This is a genomic window from Pandoraea aquatica, assembly GCF_902459565.1.
Lineage (GTDB): Bacteria > Pseudomonadota > Gammaproteobacteria > Burkholderiales > Burkholderiaceae > Pandoraea > Pandoraea aquatica.
This window is the reverse complement of the sequence record NZ_CABPSN010000004.1, coordinates 351,617-366,651: the sequence shown is the minus strand read 5'-3', so window position 1 is coordinate 366,651 and position 15,035 is coordinate 351,617. Positions and strand designations below refer to the sequence as shown.

Annotated in this window: 16 protein-coding genes; 5 read left to right on the top strand and 11 right to left on the bottom strand. The window is 62.8% G+C overall.

Going from position 1 to position 15,035, the window contains the following annotated elements; genetic code table 11:
- Positions 1 to 16 precede the first annotated feature (16 nt).
- Entirely contained in the window at positions 17 to 1,444 is a 1,428-nt protein-coding gene (locus PAQ31011_RS15990; protein ID WP_150576751.1) for a hypothetical protein, read from the top strand.
- 194 nt (positions 1,445 to 1,638) lie between these two features.
- Here the strand turns inward: PAQ31011_RS15990 and PAQ31011_RS15985 are convergent, their stop codons facing one another.
- Complete coding sequence (locus PAQ31011_RS15985) at positions 1,639 to 2,166, bottom strand: FKBP-type peptidyl-prolyl cis-trans isomerase (protein ID WP_039399261.1); 528 nt, start codon at positions 2,164 to 2,166, stop codon at positions 1,639 to 1,641.
- Between the two features lie 65 nt (positions 2,167 to 2,231).
- On the opposite strand from PAQ31011_RS15985, the gene PAQ31011_RS15980 reads away from it, so the two are divergent.
- On the top strand, positions 2,232 to 3,452 hold the full coding sequence (locus tag PAQ31011_RS15980; protein ID WP_246179609.1) for a ribosomal protein uL16 3-hydroxylase: 1,221 nt from the start codon (positions 2,232 to 2,234) through the stop codon (positions 3,450 to 3,452).
- 179 nt (positions 3,453 to 3,631) lie between these two features.
- Positions 3,632 to 3,889, top strand: a complete 258-nt coding sequence (locus PAQ31011_RS26445) for a hypothetical protein (protein ID WP_072617452.1) — start codon at positions 3,632 to 3,634, stop codon at positions 3,887 to 3,889.
- Positions 3,890 to 4,003: 114 nt separating this feature from the next.
- Here the strand turns inward: PAQ31011_RS26445 and PAQ31011_RS15970 are convergent, their stop codons facing one another.
- From PAQ31011_RS15970 to PAQ31011_RS15925, 10 genes are all read right to left on the bottom strand, one after another.
- Positions 4,004 to 4,795, bottom strand: a complete 792-nt coding sequence (locus PAQ31011_RS15970; RefSeq protein WP_150576748.1) for an MBL fold metallo-hydrolase — start codon at positions 4,793 to 4,795, stop codon at positions 4,004 to 4,006.
- 8 nt (positions 4,796 to 4,803) lie between these two features.
- On the bottom strand, positions 4,804 to 5,946 hold the full coding sequence (bamC, locus tag PAQ31011_RS15965) for an outer membrane protein assembly factor BamC (protein WP_150576747.1): 1,143 nt from the start codon (positions 5,944 to 5,946) through the stop codon (positions 4,804 to 4,806).
- 51 nt (positions 5,947 to 5,997) lie between these two features.
- Complete coding sequence (dapA, locus tag PAQ31011_RS15960) at positions 5,998 to 6,915, bottom strand: 4-hydroxy-tetrahydrodipicolinate synthase (protein WP_150576746.1); 918 nt, start codon at positions 6,913 to 6,915, stop codon at positions 5,998 to 6,000.
- 42 nt (positions 6,916 to 6,957) lie between these two features.
- Positions 6,958 to 7,566, bottom strand: a complete 609-nt coding sequence (locus PAQ31011_RS15955) for a class I SAM-dependent methyltransferase (protein ID WP_150576745.1) — start codon at positions 7,564 to 7,566, stop codon at positions 6,958 to 6,960.
- Positions 7,563 to 8,765 carry a tryptophan--tRNA ligase gene (locus tag PAQ31011_RS15950; RefSeq protein ID WP_046291512.1) on the bottom strand — a complete coding sequence of 401 codons (1,203 nt, stop codon included), beginning with the start codon at positions 8,763 to 8,765 and terminating at the stop codon, positions 7,563 to 7,565. The genes PAQ31011_RS15955 and PAQ31011_RS15950 overlap by 4 nt, the downstream gene beginning before the upstream one ends.
- A gap of 26 nt (positions 8,766 to 8,791) precedes the next feature.
- Entirely contained in the window at positions 8,792 to 9,457 is a 666-nt protein-coding gene (locus tag PAQ31011_RS15945) for a site-2 protease family protein (RefSeq protein WP_150576744.1), read from the bottom strand.
- Between the two features lie 97 nt (positions 9,458 to 9,554).
- Entirely contained in the window at positions 9,555 to 10,181 is a 627-nt protein-coding gene (locus PAQ31011_RS15940; protein WP_046291510.1) for an L-threonylcarbamoyladenylate synthase, read from the bottom strand.
- Between the two features lie 12 nt (positions 10,182 to 10,193).
- The gene (locus PAQ31011_RS15935) at positions 10,194 to 11,027 is read right to left on the bottom strand and encodes a 3',5'-nucleoside bisphosphate phosphatase (RefSeq protein ID WP_150576743.1); all 834 of its coding nucleotides are present in this window, start codon (positions 11,025 to 11,027) and stop codon (positions 10,194 to 10,196) included.
- Positions 11,028 to 11,223: 196 nt separating this feature from the next.
- The gene (locus tag PAQ31011_RS15930) at positions 11,224 to 12,114 is read right to left on the bottom strand and encodes an alpha/beta fold hydrolase (RefSeq protein ID WP_150576742.1); all 891 of its coding nucleotides are present in this window, start codon (positions 12,112 to 12,114) and stop codon (positions 11,224 to 11,226) included.
- 134 nt (positions 12,115 to 12,248) lie between these two features.
- Positions 12,249 to 13,145 (bottom strand): ferritin-like domain-containing protein, encoded by an 897-nt coding sequence (locus tag PAQ31011_RS15925; protein ID WP_150576741.1) that lies wholly within the window; start codon positions 13,143 to 13,145, stop codon positions 12,249 to 12,251.
- Positions 13,146 to 13,194: 49 nt separating this feature from the next.
- Between PAQ31011_RS15925 and PAQ31011_RS15920 the strand changes: the two genes are divergently transcribed.
- Together PAQ31011_RS15920 and hslO are read left to right on the top strand one after the other, a co-directional pair.
- On the top strand, positions 13,195 to 13,719 hold the full coding sequence (locus PAQ31011_RS15920; protein ID WP_046291507.1) for a gamma carbonic anhydrase family protein: 525 nt from the start codon (positions 13,195 to 13,197) through the stop codon (positions 13,717 to 13,719).
- A 267-nt stretch (positions 13,720 to 13,986) separates the two neighbouring features.
- Positions 13,987 to 14,922 (top strand): Hsp33 family molecular chaperone HslO, encoded by a 936-nt coding sequence (gene hslO, locus PAQ31011_RS15915; RefSeq protein ID WP_150576740.1) that lies wholly within the window; start codon positions 13,987 to 13,989, stop codon positions 14,920 to 14,922.
- Positions 14,923 to 15,035 lie beyond the last annotated feature (113 nt).

Genomic DNA, 15,035 nt, shown 5'->3' with positions numbered 1-15,035 from the left:
TCGTCGCCCACACGTCATGCATGACACCTGTACCGGCCTGCTGGCCGCGTGTCTCGTGACGCTTGCACTGGCGATCGGCCCGACATCGGCGATGGCGACCGCGGGTGGCGCGAAAGCGTCGCCCCGGACTGCGGCGAAGACACAACCCAAGGCACCGGCCAAGCCGCCGCCCTTCGAGTTCGCAGTGCTCGGCAATACGCCGTTCAACAGCACCGAGGTGCCGGTCACGCGCAGCGTGCTGGCAAGCATCGGCGACACCCCGGCGGCGTTCGTCGTACACGCAGGCAATCTCAAAAGCGTTTCGGAATCGTGCCGCGACGACCTCGTCACGCAGCGCCTGAGTCTGCTGGCCAGTTCGCCCAAGCCGATGATCTACGTGCCCGGCGCGAACGACTGGGCCGATTGCGAACGTGCAACGGACGGCAGCTACAACCCGGTGGAGCGGCTCGACTTCCTGCGCGATCACGCCTTCGACGACGACGCGCTACTGGGCCCCGGCCCTGTCGGCTACGCACAGTTCGACCTCACGCGACAGAGCGACATGGCACGCTTTCGGCAGTATCACGAGAACGTGCGATGGTTTTATCGCGGCGTCGTTTTCGTCGGCGTGAATCTTCCGGGCAATAACAATAACTATCGCTCGGCTGGCGGACGGAATGGCGAGTACGAGGATCGGGTGATCGCGACACGCGTCTGGCTGCAACACGCACTTGTCTACGCCCAGCAGAAGGGCGCGCTCGGTATGGTCGTCATCGCGCAGGCCGATCCGGAGTTCGAGTCGGTGCGCAGCGGCGGACTGGGCGGCATTTTCTCGGATCGCGCGGGACGTCGCGGCGTGGACGGCTACAAGGATTTCCGCACGCAGTTGCAACGACTGGCGGCGCGTTTCAAAGGGCCGATTCTGCTGATCGACAGCGGCAAGACGATGCGTCACTCGCAACCCTTGCGTGATGCCCATGGGGCACCGGTGAAGACGTTCACGCAGTTGAGCACCTTCGGGTCTCCTACGAACAATCGATGGGTGCGCGTGCACGTCGATCCTCGAACGTCCCAGCTATTCCGCTTCGAAAGCGCGCTCCTGCCACCGAACAGCACGGCTGCGCCGACGGCCAACGGTCAGCGCAGCAGCGGTGCAACAGCCGCACAAAGCGCCGCCTTGGGGACGGGAACGGGGATGGAAGCGGGGCGAACGACGACTGGAGGCAGCGTGTTTCCACCGGCTGCGGCACCCGGGACTGCGCCTGCGGGCCATGCCACGCCGCCGGCGACACCTGCATCGACGTCCACCGCAACGCCCGCATCCGCGCCTTATTCGGCGCTCTACCCGGCCTCTGGCCTGACGAGCAACACGTCCATCAGTCTTGACCCGAACGAGGGTGTCATGCCGATCGGCCCCGCAATGCTCCCGAAAGCCACGTCTCGCAGCACGACGCACGGCAATTGAAGCAGTTCACGTCGTAGATTCGGCTCAGGCCTGCGCTTCGGCGCTCGTCACCCGCCCACGCATTACGCAGATACACATCCTGGAAATGCAAACGCCGGACAGGCGCATCGCATATCGCGATGCACCTGTCCGGCGTTCTTGCTCATACTGCTCGCGGGCTTCGCGTCACGGGGGACGCTTGGCGGGTACCGCGATTAATGCAGCGTGGGCGCGTCGTCTTCGTCCTCGTCGACGATCTCGAGACCCGATGCGCCATGCGCATGCTGGTGCTCGATTTCCTCTTCGGTGGCCTGACGCACGTCCGTCACCTTCAGTTCGAAGCGCAGTGCCATGCCCGCGAGCGGGTGGTTGCCATCGAGCACGACCTTGTCATCGGCAACGTCGGTCACCGTGTAGATCAGCGTATCGGCCTCTTCGTCGCCATCTTCCGGCGTGCCTTCGAACTGCATGCCGACTTCGAGCGGTTCCGGGAAACGGCCGCGCTCTTCGATCTTGATCAGCTCGGAATCGTAGTCGCCGAAGGCGTCCGTCGGTTCCAGTTGCAGTTGGGTTTCAAAGCCGACGTCCTGGCCATCGAGCGCTTCCTCGATCTTGGGGAACGTGCCATCATAGCCGCCGTGCAGATAGACCATCGGCTCGGCGCCGCTTTCTTCGATCAGGTTGCCCTGAGCGTCCGACAACTTGTAAGTCACCGAGACGACGGTATTCTTTTCGATCTTCATCAAACTCTCCGAAAAACAGCCCGCATTATACGCGCTGCCGTATGACAGCGGCCCGGCTCCTACGCATGACGACATCTCCCTCCCTATTGCCGTTGCTCGGCGGCCTCGCTCCCGACGCTTTCATGAAGCGCTACTGGCACAAGCGCCCGTTGCTTATCCGCCAGGCGATCCCGGGTTTTTCCGCACCGCTCTCGCGTGAAGCACTGTTCGCCCTTGCGGCACAGGACGATGTCGAATCCCGCCTGATCACCCACGCGCGCAAACGCTGGCAACTCGATCACGGGCCGTTCGACGCCGACGATCTGCCACCGCTCACGCGCAAGCAATGGACGCTTCTCGTACAGGGCGTGAATCTTCACGCGCCCGCGGTCGACGCCCTGATGCAACAGTTTCGCTTCATTCCCGACGCGCGTCTCGACGATGTGATGATCAGCTACGCCACCGATGGCGGCGGCGTCGGCCCGCACCTCGATTCATACGACGTGTTTCTGCTGCAAGCACACGGCAAGCGCCGCTGGCGCATCGGGCCGCAACGCGACACGACATGGCTGGAAGACGTGCCGCTGCGCATCCTGAAAAACTTCGAAGCCGAAGAGGAATGGGTGCTGGAACCGGGCGACATGCTGTATCTGCCGCCGGGCTACGCGCATGACGGCGTGGCCGAGGGCGAGTGCATGACTTACTCCATCGGATTTCGCGCGCCGCTCGAACAGGAAATGCTTCAGAACTTCCTGTATTACCTCGCGGAAAATGCCGCCGACCTGCCGTTTGCACGCCATTTCGCTGGGCGATACGCAGATCCGAAGCAACCCGCCGTCAAACATCCGGCGGCACTGCCCGATGCGATGATCGACACGCTCATTTCGCAGCTCGAACGTGTGCGCTGGGGCCAAAAGGAAGTCGAAGATTTCCTGGGTCGCTGGCTCAGCGAACCGAAATCGCACGTGTTTTTCGATCCGCCCGAGAAGCCGCTTTCGACGTCACGTTTCGTGCACGAAGTATCTGCACGAGGCCTGACGCTCTCGCCGAAGACGCAATTGTTGTATCGACGCAACCGGTACTTCGTCAACGGCGAACCACTTGAAGTGCCTGTCACTGCGCGCTCTACGTTACGAACCCTTGCAGATCAGCGCGAGCTAAATGCAGTGGAATGTGCGAATTTCGAGCAAAAAGACCAAGAAATCGTTGAAATTCTGTACGATTGGTATGCTTCGGGATGGCTGCTGCTTGGACCCGACGCGAAAGGCGTGCGAAAGTTGCGCGCCGTAAGGAAAAAAGCGGGGTAAAACCGCGAGATTGACGTGACGCGTTGGGGAAAACCCAATATAATTTCTCGCCAAGCAGCTTGCATGACCAAGGGTAATCCTCAATTGCCAATGTCTCGCAATCGGCTTTGCGCTGGCAAGAGCGTATTACCGTAACTAATATTCACTTCGCTTGTCTTCTACCATAAAAGGACGTGATCATGAAGAAGTCTCTCCTCGTCGCTTCGTTGTTGGCTATCGCCCTGACCGCCTGCGGCAAGAAGGAAGAAGCCGCTGCTCCGGCTGCTGACGCTGCCGCTTCGGCTGCTACGGCTGCTTCGGACGCCGCTTCGGCTGCTGGCGCTGCTGCTGACTCGGCTGCTTCGGCTGCTGGTGCTGCTGCTGACACGGCCGCTTCGGCTGCTGGTGCTGCTGCTGACGCCGTTGCTTCGGCTGCTGACGCTGCTGCCAGCAAGTAAGCTCTCACTGCCGCAAGGCAGTTGAGCAAAAAAAGCCGGTCTTCTGACCGGCTTTTTTACGTCTGTACTTTTTACATCTATACGCTTCACATCCGCACGCTGCGAGACACCTCGCTAGCACATCAGCCAGTCGAATCCCCCCGCCTGCGTTGCCACGAGGATCTCCGTCGCCTCCGTGCCGATGACAGCGGTCATCGCCGCCATCGCGAGCTCCGGCGTATTGTTCTGCTCGCTCAAGTGCGCACAGACCACACGCTGAAGTTTTGCACGGTCGATCGCCCCGAGAATCTCCGCAGCCGCATCGTTCGCCAAATGGCCATAGGTGCCGCCAATGCGCGCTTTAAGCGACGGCGGATACTTGCTATTGGCCAGCATCTCGCGATCGTGATTGCATTCGAGCACCAACGCGTCGCAACCGCCCAGCGTGGCGATGACATGCGCCGTCGGACACCCGGCATCGGTCAGCACACCCAAGCGGCGTGCGCCATCGGAAAACACGAATTGCAAAGGCTCGCGCGCGTCGTGCGGCACCGTATAGGGATGCAGCTCCAGGCCACCTACCGTGAGCCGCTCGTCGGAACGACACCATCGTACGAGCGCGGTGCTGTCCTCGACAGAGAGCGTCGTGGCGACCTTGACGGCCTGGCCCGTTCCCCAACTCATAATGAGCGGGATTCGATACTTGCGAGTGAGGGAAAGTGCACTGCCGATGTGGTCGGCGTGTTCATGCGTGATGACGATGGCGTCGAGCGACGCCACGTCGATCGAGCGTGCCGTGAGGCGACGCTCGACCTCTCGCATCGAGAAACCGCAATCGAGGAGAATGCGTGTCGTGGAGGCACCTTCCGACGCCTCCACCAGCAGGGCATTGCCTTCGCTGCCGCTGCCTAGACTGGCGAACCGCACGCCCCGCCTTAACGGAGCTGGTTGCCGATCACGCTGATGATCGTCTGAGCGATCTGCGAGTTGTCGACGTTACCCTTGTCGTCGAGCACCTGCACGCGAGTCTGGCTATCGCCGCGACCCTGCACGTTCACGCTGTACTTCTTGGCCTTCTTCTGATCCTGCACTTCCTTCGCATGGAACAGGCTGTAGAAGAAGCCGTTGTCCTTCGCCAGCGATGCCGGATCGACATAGCTCACGAAGTACAGGCCCTTCGCGCGGTCACGATCGTCCACGGTGAAGTTACCGCGGTCGAGCGCCACGCCGACACGACGCCATGCGCGATCGAACGGCTCGTTGATGTCGAGGTACGAAGCATCGGCCGTCTTCACGACCTGGCTGGTCGGACCGCTCGCCTTCGCGCTTTCGACTTGCGCCTTGGCCTGATCGGCCTGCGCACCGAAGCGTTGCATCAGCTTCGTGAGCATGATGGCTTCGAGACCCGGATCATTCGGTGCCGGCTCCCACTTGGTCGTGTCCTTCTGCGAGTTCGTGAACACTTCCACCATGCGACGATGCGTGATGTAGATGTCCGTGCCGCCGTTCGGATCACGTTCGACGCGCGTACGGAAACGATCGCGTTCGCCCGTCGAATACAGACCGTCCAGCACCTTGCCCAGCAGATCGCGGATGATGTCCTGATTCAGCTTGGCGCGGTTCTCCGCCCAATCGGTTTCCATCACACCGGTATCGGACGAGTCGATCGTCAGCACGAAGCCGTTTTCCTGCCAGAACTCGCGCAGCGTCGGCCACAGTTCGCCAGCCGGCTTCTGAATCACGAGCCAACGCTCGTTGCCGTCGCGCACGACCTTCATGCCCGGCACGTCCGGCAGCACCGTATCCGTCGGATTGGCGGCAACGACCTTCTGCTGCGTCTCGTAGGTCGACAGCGTGGCGGTACCGCCCGGCGTCACATACTTACGGTCAGCGGCCTGAATGTTCGTCAGATCCGGCGGGACGTCGAGCGAGGGGCCGGTCTTCGAGCTCTTGTAGTCGACCTTGTCCGAAGACAAGGCGCTCGACAGCGAGCTGCATCCAGCGACGAGGGCCAACGAGGCAATAGCGGCCCATGCCAGCACGGGACGAGCTACGGAATTACTGACGATTCGTTTCATGAGTCGCAAAAAAATGGGTGGGCAATCGAACCCGGGTGCCTGAACGACAGCTTAGACAACGGCGATGTTGGCCGACTTGAGGGCTTCGAGCACCGTGTCCTGATACGGCTGCGCAAGCGGCGTGAGCGGCAGGCGGATGCCCGACGCGATCATGCCCATCTTTTGCAGCGCCCACTTCACGGGGATCGGATTGGCTTCGACGAACATGGCACGATGCAGTTCGAACAACTTGAATTGCAGTTCACGTGCCTTGGTCACGTCGCCAGCCAGCGCAGCAACGCACAGATCGTGCATTGCACGCGGTGCCACGTTGGCGGTGACCGAGATATTACCCTGACCGCCCATGAGCATGAGCGCAACAGCCGTCAGGTCGTCGCCGCTGTACACGGCGAAGCTCTTGGGAGCGCGCCGGATCAGGTCGATGCCGCGATCCAGGTTGCCCGTGGCGTCTTTCACGCCAACGATGCCAGGCACTTGCGCCAGACGCAGCAGCGTATCGTTGCTGGCGTCTGCCACGGTACGGCCGGGCACATTATAGAGGATGACCGGAAGCTCAACGGCTTCGGCAATGGCGCGGAAGTGCTGGTACTGGCCTTCCTGCGTCGGCTTGTTGTAGTACGGCACGACTTGCAGCGACGCATCCGCACCGACCTTCTTTGCATGTCGGGTCAGCTCGATGGCTTCGGCCGTCGAATTGCCGCCGGTACCGGCGATCACGGGCACCTTGCGCCCACGCGACTGGCCGGCTTCTGCGGTTTGCTGGACGGCGATCTCGATGAGTTCGCAGTGCTCTTCCACGTTCACCGTCGGGGACTCGCCCGACGTGCCGACGATCACGATACCGTCCGTGCCTTCGTCGACGTGCCAGTTGATCAGGTTACGCAGTGCTTCACGGTCAAGGCTGCCGTCCTCTGCCATCGGGGTGACAATCGCGACGATACTGCCTTGAATCGGAGTTTGGGTAGTCATGGTTGATCGAACAATTCAGCGATAAGGGTGGATTGTAGCGGATTACGCTGTCGCCTCGTACAAGGGCGCGCCGGGGTTTTCCCCGGGGACGGCAGCACGTACGGCACATAGGCGCTGCACACACGCCGCGCGCGGTGCAGGCAGCGTGACATCCTCGTAAGCCGCAACACGCAGGCCCGCCGTACGCGCGACGTCGAGCAACTCGCCCGGCGCCAGCAGAAACAGCGGATTGGACGGTTTCCCGTACCTTTCGTTTCCTTGGGCAAACGTTTCGTAAATCAGCACGCCGCCAGGTGCCACGCTCGCGGCGATCCGCGGAAACAGCGGGCGATGCAGATAGTTTGTGACGATGACGGCATCGAACGTCGCATCTGCCGCCAGCGGCCACGGCGCCCCTTCCAGATCGGCATTGAGCGTCGTCACGTTCGCCAGCGTTGCCATCGTGGCAAGCGCCGCTTCGTCGCGATCGACGGCCGTCACGTGCGCACCTTGCTCAGCGAGCCAGCGTGCATGACGCCCGTGACCGCACGCAAGATCGAGCACCCGCGCGCCCGGCGCGATCAGATGCGCCCAGCGCATCAGCCACGCAGACGGTGCACCGGTGCCGTGCACGGCACCCGAAGCAGCGGCGGTCACGACGTCAGCCGTCATGAATACTGGAGCCCCATGGCTTCACGCACGTCGCGCATGATTTCCTGCGCCGATTTGCGGGCCTTCTCGCAGCCATCGGCAACGATAGCGCGCAGCAGCGACGGATCGTCCATGTACTTTTGCGCGCGCTCGAGCATCGGCTGTTGTTCACGCAAAATACCTTCGATGACCGGCTGCTTGCATTCGATGCAACCGATGCCCGCACTGCGGCAGCCCTTCTGAACCCACTCACGCGTGTCGTCGTCGCTATAGACCTGATGCAACTGCCACACGGGGCACTTGTCGGGATCGCCCGGATCGGTACGACGCACGCGCGCCGGATCCGTCGGCATCGTGCGCACTTTCTTGGTGATCGACTCCGCGTCTTCGCGCAAGCCGATGGTGTTGTTATAGGACTTCGACATCTTCTGACCGTCGAGCCCCGGCATACGCGATGCCGGTGTCAACAGCGCCTGCGGCTCCACCAGAATCAGCTTGCGTGCGCCTTCGAGATAACCGAAAAGACGCTCGCGATCGCCCATCGACAACGACTGCGATTCGGACAGCATGGCACGCGCCTGCTCCAGCGCCTCGTCGTCGCCCTTCTCCTGATACGCATTGCGCAATTCGAGATAAAGCTTCGAGCGCTTGCCGCCGAGCTTGCGTGCAGCCGCGAGCGCCTTCTCTTCGAAGCCCGCTTCGCGACCGTATAGATAGTTGAAGCGGCGCGCGATCTCACGGGTCATTTCCACATGCGGCACCTGATCTTCACCCACCGGCACATGCAGCGCGCGATACAGAAGAATGTCGGCTGCCATGAGCACCGGATAGCCAAGGAAGCCATACGTCGACAGGTCCTTCTCCTTGAGCTTCTCGATCTGCTCCTTGTACGTCGGCACACGTTCGAGCCAGCCCAGCGGCGTGCTCATGCCGATGAGCAGCGCCAGTTCGGCATGCTCGGGCACCTTGCTCTGGATGAAGAGCGTGGCCTGATTCGGATCGATCCCTGCGGCCAGCCAGTCGATCAGCACGTCCCATACGTTCTGTTCGATGACATCTGGCGTCTCGTAGTGCGTGGTGAGCGCATGCCAGTCGACCACGCAGAAGTAGCACGGATACTCCGACTGGAGCTGAATCCAGTTCTTGAGCACGCCGTGATAGTGGCCGAGGTGCAAACGACCGGTCGGTCGCATGCCGGAGAAAACGCGTTCGGGGTACATGGTCTAGTTATGAGTCTGCAAAAACTTCAGGAAGCCAGCGACAGCAGCGGCGTGAGCATCCACACGATCACGTCACGCCCCCACTGAATCAGCGGCCACAGCCAGACACGGCCGAGCACACCGCTGACAACCAGCGCCATCACGATGAAAAAGCCGTAAGGCTCGATGCGTGAGAGCGTATAGGCCGCGCGCGCAGGCAGCAGCGATACCAGTACGCGTCCGCCGTCGAGCGGCGGCACAGGAAACAGGTTGAACATGCACATCACGAGGTTCACCACGAGACCGGCCTGCGCCATCATCATGAAGAACGGCTCGCGAACGCCCGCGATCTGGAGCCCGACGCCGAGCAAAGCCCAGAGGATCGCCTGAGCGAAGTTGCACAGCGGGCCGGCCAACGCCACCCAGATCGTATCGACGCGCGGGTTGCGCAAGCTGCCGAACGCGACCGGCACCGGCTTCGCGTAACCGAACAGGAAAGCCCCGCTCGTCATGAAATAAAGCGCGAGCGGCACGAGGATCGTGCCGATCGGGTCGATGTGCTTGAGGGGATTGAGCGTGACGCGCCCCATCAGAAATGCCGTGGGGTCGCCGAAATGCTTGGCGACATAGCCGTGCGCAGCCTCGTGCAACGTAATGGCGAAGAGGACGGGAAGCGCGTAGACCGCAATGGTCTGGATCAGGTCTGCATTCATAGCCGGCTATTGTAACAAGCAGACCTGCACGCCAGTATTACCCACCCTTACAAAGATTTTGGGACCCCAGCAGGCGGGTGCGGCGACATCCACGCCATCACGACAAACCGAATGGGGTCAACGATCCGCGTCCGCGGCGCAACACCTCCGGCGGCGTCACCGTCAGATCGACCACCGTCGACGGCTCCTTGGGGCACGCCCCACCGTCGATGACCAGGTCAAGTTGCTTCTCGAGCCGCTCCCGGATCTCCTCCGGGTCGTTCAGCGGCTCGGTTTCATCCGGCAGAATCAACGTCGTGGCCAGCAGCGGCTGGCCTAATTCTTCGAGCAACGCCAGCGTGATGGCATGCTCCGGCACACGCAGGCCGATCGTCTTTCGCGACGGATGCGAGAGCCGTCGCGGCACCTCTTTCGTCGCCTCCAGGATGAAGACGTAAGGCCCCGGCGTCGTTGCCTTGATCAGCCGGTACTGCCGGTTGTCGACGATGGCGAATTCGGCCAGCTCGGACAAATCGCGCACCAGCAGCGAGAGCATCTGCTTCTCGTCGAGTCCGCGAATACGGCGCAGGCGGTCGACCGCCTGCTTATCGTCGATATGACAGGCAATGGCGTAGCTCGAATCGGTCGGCAGCGCCACGATGCCCCCCTTGTCGATGATCTGCGCCGCTTGCTTGATGAGACGTGACTGAGGATTTTCCGGGTGAATCTGGAAGAATTGCGACATGTTGGCGGTAAGTTACTGCCAGCGGCTCCAGACCGGGGTGAGATCGTCGGGCAACGGTGGCAGCTTGCCGAGCAGCGCGCGGCTCTCGGTCGGTCCATGGAAATCCGAGCCGCGCGACGCCAGAAAACCGTACTGACGCGCGACATCGGCATACTCGCGGTACTGATCCGGCGTATGGCTGCCGGTCACCACTTCAATCGCTTCGCCGCCCAGTTCGCGGAACTGATCGAACAGCGCGCCGAATTCCAGCTGCGTGAATTTATAGCGTCCGGGGTGGGCAACGACGGCAATGCCACCTGCCCCGCGAATCCACTTGACGGACTCTTCGAGCGTGGCCCATCGGTGCGGCACGTAGCCCGGACGTCCCTCCGAAAGATACTTTGCAAAAACGTCGGAGACCGACGCGCATTTGCCGATTTCTACCAAAAAGCGCGCGAAGTGCGTGCGAGAGATCAGATCGGGGTTACCGACGAAGCGCAGCGCGCCTTCGTAAGCATCGGGAATGCCGGCGGCCGCCAATTGCTCGCTCATCAGTTGCGCCCGCGCCGCACGACCGCCGCGCGTTGCCGCAAGGCCGTCGATCAGCGTCGGATTGTCGGGATCGATGTTCAGTCCGACGATATGCACCGTGCGGTTGGCCCACGTAATCGAGATTTCGACGCCGCTCACGTAACCCATGCCCAGCGCTTCGGCCGCCGCCCGCGCTTCGCGCTGGCCGCCGATTTCGTCGTGGTCCGTCAGCGCCCACAGGTCGACGCCCGCCTCGAAAGCGACCTGCGCCACTTCGGACGGCGTCAGCGTGCCGTCCGACACCTTGGAATGACAGTGAAGATCCGCGTTGAGCATGATAAGCCGCCGGGTGATGGCGCAATCCGGGATCTCGGGGACGTCGGCGGCCCTGCCGCCCGCCCCCCCTCGCCCCTGATTGCCCTTCTGGCACCGGCGTATGACGTGGTAATGACGCCCTCATTCTACCGCTCAAGTGCACGCGACGCGAGTTGCCACGTGCGGCCCGAACACGTCCCGCTGCGCTGACCGGCCCTTAGTCTCGGCAGAAATCCTCGATGAGGCGCGCGACAACTTCCGGCTGATCGTGATGCAGCATATGCCCTGCGTCGTCGACGAACGCCTCCGTCAAATTCGGAAAGACCTCGAACCGTTCTCGAAAGACATCCGTACCCTGCGCCCCGGAGAAATGTTGCAGCACGTCCGAATCCGTCGCCTCGACGTGCAGGACGGGCGCGCTCACGTTGCTCCACACCGCCATGGCTTCGTCGAGCCGGTACGGATACGGATTGGCCATCTTGTGGGCTGCATCGGCAAGCAGATGCCACTGGCCGTCGCTCGCCTGACGCGCCCAGCGCGGCGCAAGCCACGCTGCCCGCTCCGGCGTGAGGCGCGGGTTCGTCTTGCGCAGGCGTGCCGCCACATCGTCGAGCGTCGCGTACGGACGCAACGTCGGCTGCGTCTGCACATCGTCCAGCCAGCGGCTCAGCTGACGGATCGCTGCGGCCGGTGGCGACGGCGGCAAGCCGAAGCCTTCGAGATTCACGAGACGCCGCACTCGCGCCGGACGCACACCGGCGTACAGACAGGCCACGTTACCGCCCATGCTGTGGCCGATCAGATTGATGGCTTCGCCGGGTGCCGCGTAGACGTCGACGAGCGCATCGAGATCGGCGATGTAGTCCGGGAACCAATAACTGCCGGCGCGTCCGTCGGCGACGGGCCAGTCGGTAAGGCCAAAGCCGCGCCAGTCGGGCGCGAGCACGTGCCAACGCTGCGCGAGCGTCTGCGCGACAAACTGGAACGATGCCGACACGTCCATCCAGCCATGCAGCGCAAACAGTTTCGGCGCGCCGGGCGTGCCCCACTGGCGAACGTGGTGGCGCAAGCCGCGCACCGTCAGAAACTCGGATCGGGAATCGGTCATATCGGTCACATCAGTCATGACACCGGCAGAAAGTGAATATCTGAACGAATGAGGAACGTCGAGTATATCGACGGACATCGCCACCTCGGTAGCGGCGTCAAAAAGCGGAACGCGCTTTCACGTGGACGCCGCTCTCACTCACCGGCCTGAAGCGCCGCGAGTTCGGCATCGTCGAAGCCGGCCGCTCGGCGGGCTTCGAGATTGAACGGCCCACGAAGGCGTGGCGCGCCGTACTGTGCGGCCAGCCGTGCGTACGTCTCGACCGGCTCGCAGCCCGCACGCTCACAGCCCCAGCGATACCAGCGGTTGCCGATGGCGACGTGCCCGATTTCGTCACGCAGGATGATGTCGAGAATCGCCGCACCGGCCTTGTCGCCGGCGCTGGAGAGTTTGGCCTTGATGGGCGGACTGGCGTCCAGACCGCGCGCTTCGAGCGTTCGCGGCACGAGCGCGAGACGTGCCAGCCAGTCGCCGGACGTGCGCCGCGCCATGTCCCAGAGACCGTCGTGCGCCGGGAAGCAGCCGTAGTCGTACTGATCGCCCAACGTTCTCAGGTGCGAGACGAGCAGCGAGAAGTGATACGCCTCCTCCGCCGCGACCTGAAGCCAGTCGTCGTAATAGCCGGTCGGCAGGTCGTCGAAGCGCCACAGAGCGTCCAGTGCGAGATTGATGGCGTTGAATTCGATGTGAGCGAGCGCGTGCAACAACGCGGCGCGCCCGTCCACCGATGTCACCGCCCGCTGCTTCAGTTCTCTGGGCGAAACCAGTTGCGGTGTGGCCGGACGTCCAGGAATTCCGGCCTCATGCTCACCGTCGACAGACACAAATCGACGCGCCGGATGCCAACGCGCCGCCCCATCGCGAACGGCGTCACGCAGCGCCGTCACGCCCGCGGCCTTCTCGAACGGATCGCAGACGCGCAGCAGTTCGAGCGCACGTTCGCGGGCGCAGGCAGAGGGAATTTCGACGGATTTGCCGGAAACGGCTTGGTGCGCGGCATCGGCGCCGGGCGCAGGAGTGAAATCGGCCATGACGTTACAATAGCGGTTTCGTCGATTTTAACCGCGAACCGAAGCCGCCATGCCGATCTATAAACTTGGAGACAAGACCCCGCAGATCCACGAGAGTGCTTTCGTGGCCGACACCGCCACCATCATCGGTGAGGTGATTCTTGCGGAGAACAGCAGCGTGTGGCCGGGCGTGGCAATTCGCGGCGACAACGAGCCGATCAAGGTCGGCGTCGGCACCAACGTGCAGGAAGGCGCCGTGCTGCATGCCGATCCGGGCTATCCGCTCACGCTGGCCGATGGCGTCAGTGTCGGCCATCAGGCCATGCTGCACGGCTGCACCGTCGGCGAGAACTCGCTGATCGGCATTCAGGCCGTGTTGCTCAACGGTGCCGTCATCGGCCGCGACAGCCTGGTGGGCGCAGGCGCGCTGGTGACCGAGCGCAAGACGTTTCCGGACCGTTCGCTGATTCTCGGCGTACCCGCCAAGGTCGTGCGCGAACTGACCGATGAAGAAGTCGCCAATCTCAAGCGCAACGCCGACGTCTATGCAACGCGCCGGCAGGTTTTCAAGGAACAACTGGTGCGCATCGGCTGAACGCACGTCCGGCAGCGGCGCGCGCGGCCAGTCGGGAGCGCGAGCCTTCGCTGCCGACGTGTTGAAAATGCGGCGCGCGCCCCCAGATATCGCAACATTGACGCGCCAATCGTCGGCGATTGCGCGCTGATGGGTCAGCCAGAACGAGCGAATGCAGAAAGACTTGTGCGCTTAATGCACGAGAGGGCAATGGATGCCCACGAGGCATCGCTCTCCCGTCGACCCTCAGCCCCAACCGCCGTTGCCGCATTTTTCAGGAATTCGACCGTGTCCGACCAACTTCAGAAATTCATGTTCGACGCCGCCCCCGTGCGCGGCGAATACGTCAGCCTCGACGCCACCTGGCGCGCTGTGCTGGAACGTCACGACTACCCGGTGGCCGTGCGCCACCTGCTCGGTGAAATGATGGCTGCGGCCGCCCTGCTGACGGCGAACGTCAAATTCGACGGCGCGCTGGTCCTGCAACTGCATGGCGACGGCCCCGTCACCATGGTGGTCGTGGAATGCAATGCCGACCTCACGATGCGCGCGACCGCGAAATACAGCGGCGAGATCCCGGACGACGCATCGCTCAAGTCGATGGTCAACGTTCATGGCCGCGCCAGCTTCGCCATCACGCTCGATCCGCGCGTGAAGCAACCCGGCCAGCAGCCGTATCAGGGCGTGGTGCCGCTGTCGGACGAACATGGTCCGCTGCCCGACATAGCGTCGGTGCTCGAGCACTACATGCACCATTCGGAGCAGCTCGATACGCGTCTTTGGCTGGCCTCGGACGAAAACCACGCGGTCGGTATTCTGTTGCAAAAGCTGCCGGGCCACGGCGGCACGGCCGGCACCGGTGCCGAACATGCCCCCGAAGTGGATGAAGACATGTGGAATCGCGCCTGCCAACTGGGCAACACGCTCAAGCGCGACGAAATGCTGAGCACCGACCGCGAGACGATGCTGCATCGCCTGTTCTGGGAGGAAACGGTCCGTGTGTTCGACCCGCTGCCCACAGCGTTTCGCTGCACTTGCTCGCGCGAACGCGTGTCGAACATGCTGCGCACGCTGGGCGAAGCGGAAGTCATGAGCGTGTTCGACGAACGGCCCAGCGTCGAAGTGGCTTGCGAGTTCTGCCGTCAGACGTATCATTTCGACAAGGTCGATGCGGCCCAGCTGTTCACCGCACAGCCTCACGCCGCACCGGCCGGGCAGCACTGAAACACAGATTCCCTACGGCGCGCGGAACGCCCCGCGCGCCAGGGACTCTGAGTTCACATCCGGCGAGATGCAGGGCCGCCCCTCATCGGACGCCGTTGCCCCTCGTCCACGGA

Bases quoted from the DNA above. Each gene is read 5' to 3' on its own strand.
- PAQ31011_RS15985 (WP_039399261.1), bottom strand. From the start codon at position 2,166: ATGAAGATCGAAAAGAATACCGTCGTCTCGGTGACTTACAAGTTGTCG.
- dapA (WP_150576746.1), bottom strand. From the start codon at position 6,915: ATGACTACCCAAACTCCGATTCAAGGCAGTATCGTCGCGATTGTCACC.
- PAQ31011_RS26445 (WP_072617452.1), top strand. From the start codon at position 3,632: ATGAAGAAGTCTCTCCTCGTCGCTTCGTTGTTGGCTATCGCCCTGACC.
- PAQ31011_RS15950 (WP_046291512.1), bottom strand. From the start codon at position 8,765: ATGTACCCCGAACGCGTTTTCTCCGGCATGCGACCGACCGGTCGTTTG.
- PAQ31011_RS15925 (WP_150576741.1), bottom strand. From the start codon at position 13,145: ATGGCCGATTTCACTCCTGCGCCCGGCGCCGATGCCGCGCACCAAGCC.
- PAQ31011_RS15935 (WP_150576743.1), bottom strand. From the start codon at position 11,027: ATGCTCAACGCGGATCTTCACTGTCATTCCAAGGTGTCGGACGGCACG.
- PAQ31011_RS15945 (WP_150576744.1), bottom strand. From the start codon at position 9,457: ATGAATGCAGACCTGATCCAGACCATTGCGGTCTACGCGCTTCCCGTC.
- PAQ31011_RS15955 (WP_150576745.1), bottom strand. From the start codon at position 7,566: ATGACGGCTGACGTCGTGACCGCCGCTGCTTCGGGTGCCGTGCACGGC.
- PAQ31011_RS15940 (WP_046291510.1), bottom strand. From the start codon at position 10,181: ATGTCGCAATTCTTCCAGATTCACCCGGAAAATCCTCAGTCACGTCTC.
- bamC (WP_150576747.1), bottom strand. From the start codon at position 5,946: ATGAAACGAATCGTCAGTAATTCCGTAGCTCGTCCCGTGCTGGCATGG.
- PAQ31011_RS15930 (WP_150576742.1), bottom strand. From the start codon at position 12,114: ATGACCGATTCCCGATCCGAGTTTCTGACGGTGCGCGGCTTGCGCCAC.
- PAQ31011_RS15920 (WP_046291507.1), top strand. From the start codon at position 13,195: ATGCCGATCTATAAACTTGGAGACAAGACCCCGCAGATCCACGAGAGT.
- PAQ31011_RS15980 (WP_246179609.1), top strand. From the start codon at position 2,232: ATGACGACATCTCCCTCCCTATTGCCGTTGCTCGGCGGCCTCGCTCCC.
- PAQ31011_RS15990 (WP_150576751.1), top strand. From the start codon at position 17: ATGCATGACACCTGTACCGGCCTGCTGGCCGCGTGTCTCGTGACGCTT.